This is a genomic window from Frankia tisae, assembly GCF_025403405.1.
Lineage (GTDB): Bacteria > Actinomycetota > Actinomycetes > Frankiales > Frankiaceae > Frankia > Frankia tisai.
On record NZ_JANEZT010000189.1, the window covers coordinates 1 to 12,941 of the forward strand.

Consider the following 12,941-nt stretch of genomic DNA (forward strand, 5'->3'; position numbering starts at 1 on the left):
GCCCCGGCCCCGGGATCATGCTGTTCCGCGGAGCCGTTTTTCCACGTTCTAGTACGCCTGCTCCATGATCCGGGATGCCAGGCCGATGGCGGCACCGCCGACGATCAGCACGGCGGTGACGATCCACAGCGGTACCGAGGCGAAGATGAGCGCGAAGCACCCGAACACGAAGCCCGCGATCACCAGCAGCACCGCGAGCCACGAACCCGTATTGGCCTTGTGATGACCGGTCTCACTCGCCACGTCCACTCCCTGTCCCTCTCATCGCATTCGCCTGCCGGCGGTGCGATGCGCCTCGTTCCCGCTGCGAGACTACCCGCGAACACCGATGCCGGATGCCGGGGACCGATGTGCGTTCGCCCCTTCTTCCGACCCGCCCGCGCCGGGCGGGTCGGCAGGGTGATTCCCGGACCGAGCCGGGCCCTTCGACCCGCCGGCCGGGAGAGTCCGAGGTCCCTCCGTCCGGGCTCAGCTGAACCCGGCGATCCGGCGCAGATCGACGAGCTGATCGTCGAGCCAGCGCCGGACGTCGTGGGTGCGGACCTGTTCGGCGGCGGCGGACAGCCGGCGGTGGCGTTCCTCCAGCGGCATCGTCAGCGCCGTGTACAGGGCGTCCGCCATCTGCTGGATGTCGAACGGCTGGAGGGTCACCGCGAACTCGCCGAGTTCCTCGTGGGCGCCGGCCATCTCGGACAGGGCCAGCACACCGCCACGGCGGTTGACGACCGCCACCTCCTTCGCCACGAGGTTCATCCCGTCGGCGATCGCGTTGACGATCAGCACGTCACAGATCGAGTAGGCCGCCACGGCCAGCGGGAAGTCCTCCACCATCCGCAGGTCGATCGGCTGGCGGCCCTCCTTGGTGTGCCTGGCGTTGATCTCGGCGACGAGGGCGCCGATGAGCGCGATGTAGTCGGCGTACTCCGGCACGTCGGTGCGGCTGGGCTGCAGCAGGGCGAGGAAACTGACCTTGCCGACCAGCTCGGGATGCTGGTCGAGCAGCGTCCCGAAGGCCAGGAAGCCGCGCACGACGTTCTTGCTCGGATCGGTGCGGTCGACGCGCAGGATGAGCTGGCGATCATCGTCGAGGAAGATGTAGCGCAGCATCGCGACGTGCGCCGCGACCTCCTCGGATGCCTGGGTGGCGTCGAGCGCGGCCGGATCGACCGAGATCGGGTAGTAGCGGGCACGGACCACCCGGTCCCCGACCGTGACGGTGAGCTGCTCCAGGTCAACGGGCAGGCCGAGGAGTTCCTGGGCGCACAGGACGAAGTTGCGGGCGTAGCGGCGGGTGTGGAAACCGACGACGTCGCTGCCGAGCAGTCCGCGCAGCAGCCGCTCGCGGATGTCGCCGGGCAGGATGCGCCACTCGTCCGGGCCCGGCCAGGGGATGTGCACGAAGTGGGTGAGCACGACGTCGGGGCACTGCTCGCGGACCCAGTCGGCGACCAGGTAGAAGTGGTAGTCCTGCAGCAGGACGAGAGCCTTGCCGCCACGGGCGCGCACCTCGTCCACGACGGCGTCGGCGTAGGCGCGGTTGACCGCCGCGTACCCGTTCTCGAAGGCATCGTGCTCGGCCCTGGTCAGCACCGGCGCGAGCGACCGGCCGTAGAGGCCGTGCTGGATGAACCAGAGGATCGGGTTGGACCACACGCTGTAGAAGTCGGCGTAGGCGGTCGGGTCGGTGACGACGAGGCGAACCCGGATCGCCGGACCGTCCGGCTCGCCGTCCACCACGTGGGGCTGGGGCTGGGTCTGGACGAGGATCGAGCTGCCGGCGCTCTCGGAGGCGACAACGGCGTCCTCCTCACCGGCGGCACCACAGACCCAGACGGCGTCGTCGAGGTGTTCGGCGAGTCCGGACAGGGCCGAGACGAGGCCCCCGGCACCTCGGTTCACGGTGCGACCGGTGGCGTCCCGATCGAAGCTGACAGGACCGCGGTTGGACAGGAGTACGAGAGGCAGGTCGAGGGGAATGAAGTCCGACACGGCGAATGCAGCCTCCTGGTCACGGGCGGTACTCGGCGTCCGGTGCCGCTCATCGCTGTGGCGCCCGGGCACACGGGGACAATCCGGACTGTAGTGAGCCCCGCATCCGGATGCACCGCGTTGCAGGGCGCCTGGAGCGTTGTTACCCAGACCTTCACCTGGTCACTGTTGCCGCCGGCACCATATCCGTCCGTAACGCCCACTCCCCTCCAGTATGGGGATCCGGGAACCTGCAACGACGTCAGGTGTGCCTGCAATCACGAGGAGTGGTGCTACAGTCCATCCCGGTAGTCCCGGACCTCCTGCACCGCCGAGCCCAGGGACGCCAGCGACATCTGCAATGTGTCACGCGTCTCGACAAGCGCGCTCGTCAGCTGCTCGACGGCACGATGCTCGCTGCCGTCGGTCGCCGCGATCACCATCGCCTGCGCCTCCTCGATCATGCTCAGCGCGCCCTCGAGCTGGCCGGCGACCTCCTCGGTGCGCCGGAACGCCTCATCGAGCTGTGCCTTGACGTCGGCGATCGTGCCTGACACCCGTCCTCATCCCTTCTTGGAGCTACCGGCCCGCGAGCCGGGCGCCGACGCCTGCTCGGTGCTCGAGCCGAGCCCGAGGCCGAAGCGGGCTGCGGCCGCGAGCGCGAGCAGCGCCGCGGCCACGTCGACCGGCGCCATCGGTGCGAGCCGGAACGTGGCGACCACCGCCAGCGCAGCGGCGCCCGCTCCCAGAATGCCTGCCCGCAGCACCGCCCTACCCCCACCTTCGGTACCGGCCGCCACGGCCACCAGTGCCGCCGCGAGCACCGCCGCGCCGACGATGCAGGGCGTCCCCGCCGCCTGCGTGAAGACCCGCAGCACCCCCACGACCACCAGGCTGAGCAGGCAGGCGAGCGCAGTCATCAGCCCGGCCGACGCCGAGCCGGACGCCTTGGTCACCGCCCGCAGCTCGGCGGCCTTGCTCATCGCGTCCAGGCACAGGTCGTAGGCCTGGCGGGGAGCGGTGCGCGGATCGACCGGGGCGGCCGCCGCCGGCTGCCCGCCACCACGGCCCTCGCGCCCCGACCGGCCCTCGCGCCCCGACCGGCCCTCGCGTGCCAACCCGCCTTCCCCGGCCTGCCGGTGGCGCTGGCGGGCGGCGCCGGCGGCGTGGTCGTCGTCTGACCCGCCGCGCAGGTCCCGCCCGGCACGCGCCAGCGGCCGCCCGGGCCGCCGCTGGGCCGGTGCGCCGGCGCCGCCTCTCGAGGCGGACTTCCTGGTGAGCGCGACCGCGGCGCCGGCAGCAGATTCGGCGGCGGCCGGCTTGAGCTGGTCGAGGTCGGTGAGCCCGTACTGGGCCAGCGGCTCGGCGACCTGCGCCCAGACGCCCTCGACCCGGGCCCGGATGTCCGCGGCGGCCTCGCGGTGCCGGCGTGCCTGCGCCCGGCTACCCTGACGCCGCTGGTAGGCGTCCCGGTCGGCGCGGGCCCGCGCCGCGTCGGAGGTGCCGAGCAGCCGGCGGTACTGCATCGCCGCCTTCAGCGGATCGTCGAGGTCGGGATCGGGATCGGGGGCGAGGGCGGCGCCCACCGGCCCGCTCGAAGCGGGGACGGTCGTGATCGCACCCGCGTCCGGGGCCGCCGTCGCGCCGCGCTGCCACGACCCGGCGATCGACCATGCCTCGGGCGTGCCCGCCGGCTCAGCTCCCGCCACCATTCCGCTCCGTCCTCTCCCGGCCCCGATTCCTGCTCTGGCTCCTGCATCGGCACCGGCCGGCCGGGTGGGCCCCGCCTCCCGGTGGGCACCCGCCCATCCCGCGGCATCCGGATCTTCCTGCCCGATCGCCACCGGATCTACCCCCGCACCATGGGTGCGAAAGGCACCACCGTGCGCGGCTCGGACTGGGTGTGCCGGTCGAACAGCACCGCCCGGTTCGGCATCGTCCCGCCGGCGACCGGCCGGTGGCCCGCCATGGCGAACAGGTCGCTGCCGGGCACCCCGGCGGCCGCCCACACCGCGATGTCGTCCCGGTTGACCGGCCCGAGGTCCTCCACCATCCGGGACACCCCCCGCCACCAGCCGACCAGGTGGACGCGCATGGCCGGCCCGCGACGGGTGACCGTGCGCAGATCGTCGAGCCCGGTCCGGCGCGACTGCAGATCACGCACCTCCAGGGCGGCCCGCCCGGCGTCCATCGCGAACACCACCACCAGCCGCAGCGGCGGCGCCGGGCCGCCCGTGCCGGCAAGCGCCGCGTTCTCCCGGGCCCGGGTCTCGTCCGCGGCGGCGGCGAGCACCCCGCGCAGCCCGGTGACGTCGGCGACGCGGACGGGGTGGCCGGCGCGACGCATCCGCTCGGCGAGGATCTCCGCGGCGCCGAGCGCGGTCGGCTCCGCGGCGACGATCTCCGCGACGAGGCCGCCGGCCGGCAGCTGGGCCGCGATGCTGGCCGCCGCCGCCTGCACCATGCCGACCGCCTCCCGGCGCAGCGGGCCGAGCACGGCGAGATGGCGCCCGGGTGAGGCGGCGAGGCGGGCCCCGACCGCCGCCGGGGCGAGGTCGACGGGCACCCCGACCAACGCGAGCGGGTCGCCGCCGGGCTGCGCGGCGGCGGGCTGCGCGGCACCGGACAGCGCAGCGGCGGACAGCGCGGCACCGGACAGCGCGGCACCGGACAGCGCAGCGGCGGACACGTCCGCGTGGATCGCGGCCGGCGGTTCGTCCCCGATCGGGGCGGCGGCGGACTCGATCGCCGCCGGCGCCGGCCGGCCGTCCAGGGCCCGGTAGACCGGGTTGTCGTCGAGGATCGCCGGGGCGTGGCCGACGAAGACCCGCGGCTGCGGCACCGACGGCAGGCTGCGGGCCGCGGTGGTCGCCAGCCGGTCACGCAGCCGGGAGATCACCGCCGGGTCGGGGAAGGCGACGCGGACGAGCTCGTTGCCGGCGGGATGGCCGTTGCGCCGGTTCACGATCGCCTCGCCGACGCCGGCCAGCGCGCCCGCGGCCTCGTTCGCCGTGGACAGCAACACCCGCGACTCCGAGATCGAGGTGCGCAGCGCCACTCGCAGCGCGAACTGGCCGAAGATCGAGCCGCGCTTGCCGGCGGTGGAGTCGAGGGCGTCGATGCCGGACAGCGTCTGGCTGGCCAGGAGCAGGTGGACGCCGTAGGCGCGGCCCTGCCGGGCCAGGACCTCCAGGTGGGCGACGCCCTCGCGGGCGATCTCGTCCATCGGCGTGAGCATCACCTGGAACTCGTCCACGACGACGATGACCCGCGGCCAGGCGGAGCTGCGGTCGGCCGCCCGCAGGCCCCGCAGGTCCCGCGCGCCGACCGCACGCATCGCCACCGCTCGGCGGCGCATCTGTTCGCGGACCGCGCGCAGGACGGCGACGCCGAACTCGCGGTCGCTCTCGATGCCGACGGTGTCGGCGTGCGGCAGGAAGAACGGATCGGCGGGGCCGGGGGCGAACTGGGCGAACTCCAGGCCCTCCTTGAAGTCCAACAGGTGGAAGCGAACCTGGTCGGGGGCATAGCGGGCGGCGATGCCGTAGACGATGTCGAGCAGCAGGGTCGACTTGCCGGCCCCGGCCTGGCCGCCGACGAGGGCGTGCACGGTGTCGTCGTCGAAGGTGAGCCGCACCGGGCCGTCGGGGCCCTGGGCGACCGGCACGGTGACCCCGGCGGCACTGTCGGACTCCCACAGGGTGCCGGGCAGCAGCTCGGCGATGCCGGGCGGGCGGGAGGCCTCGCGGGCGGCCGCGTCGGCGACCTGCCTGGTGACGGCGGTGACGAGATCCGGCGGCGGCGGGGGGTCGAGCTGGACGGGTAGCAGGCCGGTCAGCGAGGTGCGCCACAGGCCCGGCTGCGCACCGCGCCAGTCCGGCCGGTCGGCGAGCAGCTCGACGGCGGTGAACACCACCGAGTTCGGCAGCGGGTCGGCGACCGAGTCGGCCTCCTCGTCCAGCCGGAGATCGTCGGCGTCCGGGTCGGGCGGGGTCACGTCGTCGAGGTCGTCCGCGCCCGCCGGATCGGTCTGCAGCGGGGCGAGCTGGACGATGGAGATCACATGGACGCCGCAGGCGGGCCCCTGCGCGGCGACGGCCGACAGCGACCGGGCGCCCTCCTCGTACAGGCGCGGATCACCGAGCAGGACCAGCAGCAGCCACGGTTCCGGGCGGCCGTGGCCGGCGTCCTCCCGTTCCCGCAGCGAGTCGAACCGGCCACCGAGCCGCTCGACGGTGATCCGGCCCACCTCCGCGGACAGCTCGGCGAGGCGCTCCTCCAGCCGGGCGCGGGTGGTGATGGTGGTGGAGGCGACGCCGGCCGCCCGCAGCGGCGCGAAGCCCGCGAGGCCGGCGCCGAGCTCGTGCGGGTCGTAGACGACGAGGCGGACCCGACCGGCGGGCACCGCGGCGAGGATGCGGGTGAGCAGCCCGCGGACGAGGTCGACCGCGGCGGCGCGCCGCGCCCGCACGGTCTCGATCCGCAGGTTGCGGCCGTCGAGCAGCGGCACCGCCAGCGGCACCGTGCTGTACGGCGCGCCGGGATCGTCCGGCGGGATGACGACCTGCCCGACCTGCCACAGTCCCGGGCGGAAGCGGGCACGCACGCCGCCGGCCGCGGCGGGCTCGGCGCCGAACGGCCCGTGCCGCCAGTCGGGGGCGGCCCAGGAGGCACCGGCGAAGCCGCGGGCCCCGCTGCGGGCGATCATCCGGGCCTGGGCAAGCGAGGCGTCGACGTCACGCGGCCCGTTCGACGCGGCCGGCCGACCCGGGCCGCCCTGCGCGGCCACGGCGGCCGCGGCCGGTGGGCCGCCGCGTTCGAGCACGGCCGCCTGCTCCTCCAGCCGGTCGGCGAGGGCCAGCGCCGCGCCCAGCGAGGACTGAATACCGGCCACGAGCGTGCGCGCCCGCCGGGTACCCGACATCGTCGACCTCCCCACACCATCTCTGCACCGCACCGGGTGGCCGCCACCGCGTCGGGCACCCGGCGGCGGAATTCCCCCGACGACCATGACACGTTCGAGGGAGCAAACATCCCAGAACCCGCCGACCGGCCGAACCGGCGTGCCCGTCGGGAGGCCGCGCGGGACCATGCCGTCACCAGACGGGATCGGATGCTGACCATGGCCACGCTATCGACGCCCCGGCGCCGACGTGGCTGTTCGGACCCGGATCACACCCGTCGCCTCCGCACGGACGACGCCCGGACCACCCCCGGCTGCCGGCGCGGTCCGGTCGGGCGGGCGTCCGCGCGCCGCGGCATGTGGGCCACCCGACACGGCTTCGAGGCGTCGAACCGGTTTCGACGACCCATGACCATGACATGACCGCCGCGGCCCACGACGGAGTGGCACGACGGAGTGGGTGGTGCGATGTTCACGCCGATCCGGCAGACACCGCACGACCGGGACCGATATGCGCCACCGCGCGCGTGTTCAATGGCCGGGTGAGGGCAGCGTCTCCGGCGGTTGACGTCCTCCCCCGCCTCATCCATTCCACGGAAAGAAGATTCACCAGTGAACGATGTGGGGCGGCGTTTCCTCCCCGGCCCGAAGGCCGGGGCGTCCATGCCGAGACCACGGTGACGGACGCAGCCGATGCGGCGGGTATCGCCGGCACGGTCGACTCGGCCGACGGCACGGCGGGCAGCTCGCCCCTCGGCGGCCCGCCCGGTCCCACCCCGTCCAGTGCGGGCGGCCGGGGGGATCCGATCGTGCCGGAGCAGCGGCCGCTCGCGGTCATCGACGTGGACGGGGTGGTAGCCGATGTCCGGCACCGGCTGCGGTTCCTGCGGGCCTGGCCCGGGGACTGGGAGGCGTTCTTCGCCGCGGCGCCGGCGGACCCCCCGCTGGCCGAGGGGGTGACGCTGGTCCACCAGCTCGCCCGCGACCATGAGGTGGTGTGGCTGACCGGGCGGCCGGAGCGGTCCCGGGCGGCGACCTCGCGTTGGCTGGGCGAGCAGGGCCTGCCCCTGGGGAAGCTGCTGATGCGCCCGGACGACGACCGCCGCCCGGCCCGGATGTTCAAGCGCGCCGAACTACGGCAGCTCGGCGCGCGACGGCAGGTCGCCGTCGTCGTCGACGACGATCCGGCCGTGGTCGACCTGCTCCGCGCCGACGGCTGGCCGGTGCTGCGGGCCGAGTGGCTCGCCTACGAGGCCACCCTGGGCAACGCCCAGGAGTCCGAGGGCCGCACCTGAGCGGTCCTCGGTTCAGCCTCGGCGCCGCAGATGAGGACGTAGGGGTCAGAGAGGCCGTAGGGGTCAGGCGGTGCTGCGCCGCGTGCGCCGGCTGGCGAGCTCGTCGCCCGGGTGGGAGGCTGGCGGCTGCCCGGGGCGCTCGCAGGGCAGCGCGGCGAGCTGGCCGCGCATGTCGCGCAGGGCGCGGCCGACCGCGATCGCGAACACCCCCTGGCCGCCACGAACCAGATCAATCACCTGATCGTCCGAGGTGCACTCGTACACGGTCGAGCCGTCGCTGATCAGGGTGAGCTGTGCCAGGTCGTCCACACCCCGGGTGCGCAGGTGCTCCACGGCGACCCGGATGTTCTGCAGCGAGACGCCCGCCTCCAGCAGCTTGCGGACGACCCGCAGGACGAGGACGTCCCGGAAGGAGTACAGCCGCTGGCTGCCCGAGCCGGACGCGCCGCGGACGCTGGGCACGACCAGGCCGGTCCGGGCCCAGTAGTCGAGTTGGCGGTAGGTGATGCCTGCCGCCGCGCACGCTGTCGGCCCGCGGTATCCGACGTCGTCCCCCGGGGGTTCGGGGATCTCGTCCGGAAAGAGGTGGCCCTGCTCGATCATCGTCGTACGCACTTCGCCGCCATGCCAGCCCCATCCTCCGGATCGGTCCGAGTCGGTCCAGGCGGCCCCGGTCACCCGGTCCCGCCATTCCGGACGCCCAGCCCGGTCGAGTCACTTCCACCGCCACGTCCGGATCGTCCCGACCGGACACCATTGACCTCCATCGACGCGCCACCGACCTCCGCCGACACACGCCGACCCCCACCGACACACGCCGACCTCGCCGACCCATCGCCAATCGGGCCGGCGCGTTGCCAGTCCGGGCCGGAACGCCGCCAACCGACCGGCACGAGGCGCGCGCGACCGACGCGCTCGGGACCACCGCACCGCGGGTCCACAGCTCCGGGCGCGGTCGCCGTCACCACCTCCCCGGCAAGGTCAGAGCCGGAGCGAGTTCGTCCACCGACGCATCCACCGCGGGCACGGGCGGCCACGAGCTCCGGGTTCGGGGTTCGGGGTTCGGGTTCCCCCCGACCGTAGGAGCGACGCGCTGTTCCTTCAATGATCTAAGCCGGCGTGTCTGCAGTCCAGCGGACATGAGTGGTCACATCGGACAAAAAGGAATCTCGATACGAGCCGTCATAGCCGGACGCGTGCCACGGCCGTCTTGCCTGCTCAGAGCGCGACGGGCGCCGAGGCCTACCACGTCAGGGAAAGGGGCCCACCGGCCGGCCCAGTCATGCCACACCCGCTCCCGGCAGGAGTGGGCCCGCAAACGGGGTCGCGGCGCCTGCCCCCTTCCCCAGCACAGGGCAGCCGATACGGGCCATCCAGGCCGCCGTGGAGCGGATCACACCGCGGGTGAGGGGCAGGCGCACGGCCGGCGCCCGCGACATGGCACGGGCGCCGACGGGCGATCCAGCCGGCGCGCGGCAGCGCCACCCGGCGGCTCGGCGCCCGTGGGAGAACCCGGCGCGCAGGAGCCGGGGACGCCGCGGACCGCGCGGGAACCGGGGTGTTGCGGACGCTCAGGAGCCGGGGGTGTTGAAGTCCTCGGGAGAGATCGTGTCCAGGAACTCCCGGAACTTCTCCAGTTCGCTCTCCTGCTCCTGCTCCTGCTCTTCGGGAACCGTGATCCCGGCCTCCGCCAGGACGGCCTCGACGCCGTAGACGGGCGCGCCCATCCGCATCGCCAGCGCGATCGCGTCGGACGGACGGGCCGAGACCTCCACCCCGTTGCCGAACACGAGCGTGGCGAAGAAGACGCCGTCCTGCAGGTCCGTGATCGTCACCCGGGTCAGGTCCGTCTGCAACGCCCGCAGCACGTCCCGCATCAGGTCATGGGTCATGGGTCTAGCCGTCGTGATGCCCTCCTGGGCGAAGGCGATCGCGGTCGCCTCGACGGCACCGATCCAGATGGGCAGATACCGCTCACCGCCCACCTCCTTGAGTAGGACGATCGGCTGCTTCGACGGAAGCTCGACTCGCACGCCGACGATGTCCAGCCGATGCACCGATCTACCTCCTCGCGCAGGTGGGGCAGGGCGGGATGTTGTGACCGGAGCCAGAAAACCCCACAGGGGAGACAGTATCCCCGCATCCGCCCGGCGTCAGCGCGCCCACCGGTTCCGCTGCCCGGCAGGGCACTTCTGCCCTGGCCCGGACCGCCCGTTCAGCTCGGCCGGCCGGCCGCCAGCCGGGAACGCAGCAGGGCCGCATGCAGCCGGACCAGCAAGGCCGCCAGCTCATCGGCGGTCTCCGCCTGCCGCCCGGCGTTGTCCCCGCCACGCTGGCCGCGCAGCGGCGCGGTGGCGGCCTCGATGAGACCAGCTTCACGGTCTGCGACGGTTCGGGCCGCCCGCAGATGCCTGGCCTGGACGCCGTGCCCGGCAAGCAGCGCGACCGTGCGGGCGACAAGCAGGGCGTCGGAGTCGTAATACCCGCCACCCGCGATCGGGGCGACCAGGCCATGCCGTTCCAGATCCGCCAGTTCGTCCTCGTCGAGCCCCACGTCCGCCAGGAGCTCACGACGGGACATCCTGACCCGTTCCACACCCAGGATCGCGTCCAGGCCGGTAGGGGCCGGATGCGGGGGCACCGCGCGGGGCCCAGGCCGGTGCACCGGCGTGTCCCCACGGTCAAGGGAGGACAACTCCTCCTTGATCACGCGCAGCGGGAGGAACCGCTCCCGCTGCGCATGCAGGACATAGCGGAGCCTGGCGACGTCGTCCGCCGAGTACTTGCGGTAGTTGGCGCTCGTGCGGGCCGGCTCGACGAGCCCCTCCGCCTCCAGGTAACGGATCTTCGACAGCGTGATGTCGGCAAAGTCGGCCCGCAGCCGGTCCAGGACCTGGCCGATGTTGAGCACCTTCGCGTCCGAGCCGGCCCGGTCCCGACCGGGCCCGCTCGGGCGCGGGGCCGGCGACGCCGCAGCGAAGCCGCTCACCGTTGGTCCCTCCCGCTCACCGCGCCGCTGACCCCCCGTAGCTCGCCCCGGTGAGGAACACCAGTCGGAACTTGCCGATCTGCACCTCGTCGCCGCCAGTGAGCTCGGCGGAGTCGATGCGCTCACGGTTGAGGTACGTGCCGTTGAGGCTGCCGACGTCTCGCACCGAGAAGCCCTTGGTGTAGGGCGAGCGATGGAACTCCGCGTGCCGGCGCGAGACGGTGACGTCGTCAAGGAAGATGTCACTCTCGGGATGCCGCCCGACGGTGGTCATGTCCGCGTCCAGCAGGAACCGGCTGCCGGCGTTCGGGCCGCGCTTGACCACCAGCAGCGCCGAACCCGGCGGCAACGCGTCGACCGCGGCGACGGCGTCGCGTTCCGTCGACTCGTCAACATGATCGCCCTCGATCCCGGAGAGCGCTGCGGCCAGATTCAACGTCGATGTCTGTTCGGCGGGCCGCTCCGGCGCCACGGGTTCACCCGGACGTACCAGAGGGGACCCGCACCGCGCGCAATACAGCGCGTCGGACGGGTTCTGCTGTCCGCACCTTGTGCAGAACACAGTCGCGTCCGCTTCCTGCCGGGATCCCTCGCGAGCGAGGTTCGCCAGCCGCCTCGGCCGCCGCCGGACAGGCGGCGGGAACGTCTCTACCAGCACTTGCGATGGTGGTAGCCAGACATTCGCAGTCCACCCCCACCACCGGGATGATCACATGCCGACGGCTGGGCCGCCCACGACCGTGCCCCGGTGCACCCCGAGGCTAGTGCATCGGGGGCACGCTCGCGAAAAGGGTGCGACCCGTGTTGTTCGGCGTGGCGTCACCCACCACCAGCCAACGGGGCACAGGAAGTACCGTCAGTGCTCCTTTACGTGCTCTGTGTATTCTTCGGCGTTCAGTAGGCCCTCGATCGCGTCCGCGTCCGTGACCGCGAACTCGACCAGCCAGCCCTCCCCGTACGGATCGGAGTTGATCAACTCCGGCGCGCCCGCCAACGCCTCGTTACGGGCGGTGATCTCGCCCGCGGCCGGGGCGTAGATCTCCGAGACGCTCTTGGTCGACTCGACCTCGCCGAAGGACTCCCCCGACTCGACGGCGGCGCCGACGTCGGGCAGCGACACGAAGACGATGTCGCCCAACGCCTCCTGCGCGTAGGAGGTGATGCCCACCCGGGCCGTGCTCCCGGTGAACCGGATCCACTCGTGCTCACGGGTGTACTTCAGGTTGTCCGGGTACACCGGAGATCGCCTCCCCTTGATCCGCATCGCTCCGACCAGCGCCGGCGGGGCCGTCGGTCCTACCCCCTTCGCCGGGCAACCCGCGCGGCGGCGGAGCTATCCGGCCGGGCGAGCGTAGCGGGGACTGGGCGCGGGCCGCAGCGCACGGATTTCGACGTGCCCGGAGGTCCGGACGCTGGCCTGCGCCCCGTCCCGCGCCGCTACCGTATCGAGCACCCCGCCCGGGATCCGCAGCGCCTGGTCCAGGGTGTGCGCATCACCGACCACCCGAAGGACATACGGCGGAGCGACCGACGTTCCGTCCACGATCAGTCCGTGCCCGGGTTCGTCGGCGACGTAGGTCGACACGACCGCGCGCACCCCGGCGATCTCGATGGCCTCCGCGCCCGCGTCGCGCAGTTCCTGCAGCGCGTCGACGAGCACCGAGGCGTCGACCGCCCGGTGCGGGTCCCGGATGGTCAGCTCCAGCCCCGGCCCGGCGACCGGCACGGTCCCAGCGAGAATCGCCAGCTCATCGGCCTGAGTGCGCTCGGCGGCCCGCCCCGACGC

Annotated in this window: 12 protein-coding genes; 1 reads left to right on the forward strand and 11 read right to left on the reverse strand. The window is 73.3% G+C overall.

The window, feature by feature from the left end; translation table 11 throughout:
* Nucleotides 1-48 precede the first annotated feature (48 nt).
* The 5 genes from NBZ85_RS18235 to NBZ85_RS18255 all read right to left on the reverse strand — a co-directional run bounded on the left by NBZ85_RS18235 (nucleotide 49) and on the right by NBZ85_RS18255 (nucleotide 6,892).
* Nucleotides 49-249, reverse strand: coding sequence for a hypothetical protein (locus NBZ85_RS18235; RefSeq protein ID WP_261558026.1), 201 nt, complete (start codon nucleotides 247-249; stop codon nucleotides 49-51).
* A gap of 219 nt (nucleotides 250-468) precedes the next feature.
* On the reverse strand, nucleotides 469-1,989 hold the full coding sequence (locus tag NBZ85_RS18240; protein ID WP_261558025.1) for an alpha,alpha-trehalose-phosphate synthase (UDP-forming): 1,521 nt from the start codon (nucleotides 1,987-1,989) through the stop codon (nucleotides 469-471).
* 272 nt (nucleotides 1,990-2,261) lie between these two features.
* Nucleotides 2,262-2,525: a hypothetical protein gene (locus NBZ85_RS18245; protein WP_009739496.1), complete on the reverse strand. Its 264-nt coding sequence runs from the start codon at nucleotides 2,523-2,525 to the stop codon at nucleotides 2,262-2,264.
* Between the two features lie 6 nt (nucleotides 2,526-2,531).
* Entirely contained in the window at nucleotides 2,532-3,680 is a 1,149-nt protein-coding gene (locus NBZ85_RS18250; protein WP_261558024.1) for a hypothetical protein, read from the reverse strand.
* A 137-nt stretch (nucleotides 3,681-3,817) separates the two neighbouring features.
* Nucleotides 3,818-6,892, reverse strand: a complete 3,075-nt coding sequence (locus NBZ85_RS18255) for an FtsK/SpoIIIE domain-containing protein (protein ID WP_261562284.1) — start codon at nucleotides 6,890-6,892, stop codon at nucleotides 3,818-3,820.
* A 656-nt stretch (nucleotides 6,893-7,548) separates the two neighbouring features.
* On the opposite strand from NBZ85_RS18255, the gene NBZ85_RS18260 reads away from it, so the two are divergent.
* Nucleotides 7,549-8,166, forward strand: a complete 618-nt coding sequence (locus tag NBZ85_RS18260) for a phosphatase domain-containing protein (RefSeq protein ID WP_261558022.1) — start codon at nucleotides 7,549-7,551, stop codon at nucleotides 8,164-8,166.
* 63 nt (nucleotides 8,167-8,229) lie between these two features.
* Here NBZ85_RS18260 and NBZ85_RS18265 read toward each other — a convergent pair whose 3' ends face one another.
* The 6 genes from NBZ85_RS18265 to NBZ85_RS18290 all read right to left on the reverse strand — a co-directional run.
* Entirely contained in the window at nucleotides 8,230-8,769 is a 540-nt protein-coding gene (locus NBZ85_RS18265; RefSeq protein WP_261558021.1) for a MerR family transcriptional regulator, read from the reverse strand.
* Between the two features lie 968 nt (nucleotides 8,770-9,737).
* Entirely contained in the window at nucleotides 9,738-10,223 is a 486-nt protein-coding gene (locus NBZ85_RS18270; RefSeq protein WP_009739504.1) for a bifunctional nuclease family protein, read from the reverse strand.
* 158 nt (nucleotides 10,224-10,381) lie between these two features.
* Nucleotides 10,382-11,155 (reverse strand): transcriptional regulator FtsR, encoded by a 774-nt coding sequence (gene ftsR, locus NBZ85_RS18275; protein WP_261558020.1) that lies wholly within the window; start codon nucleotides 11,153-11,155, stop codon nucleotides 10,382-10,384.
* 16 nt (nucleotides 11,156-11,171) lie between these two features.
* Nucleotides 11,172-11,717, reverse strand: coding sequence for an FHA domain-containing protein (locus NBZ85_RS18280; RefSeq protein ID WP_261558019.1), 546 nt, complete (start codon nucleotides 11,715-11,717; stop codon nucleotides 11,172-11,174).
* A gap of 294 nt (nucleotides 11,718-12,011) precedes the next feature.
* Complete coding sequence (gcvH, locus tag NBZ85_RS18285; RefSeq protein ID WP_261558018.1) at nucleotides 12,012-12,392, reverse strand: glycine cleavage system protein GcvH; 381 nt, start codon at nucleotides 12,390-12,392, stop codon at nucleotides 12,012-12,014.
* A 96-nt stretch (nucleotides 12,393-12,488) separates the two neighbouring features.
* Nucleotides 12,489-12,941 (reverse strand): DUF881 domain-containing protein (locus NBZ85_RS18290; RefSeq protein WP_261562285.1); only part of this gene is annotated, 453 nt, incomplete at its 5' end.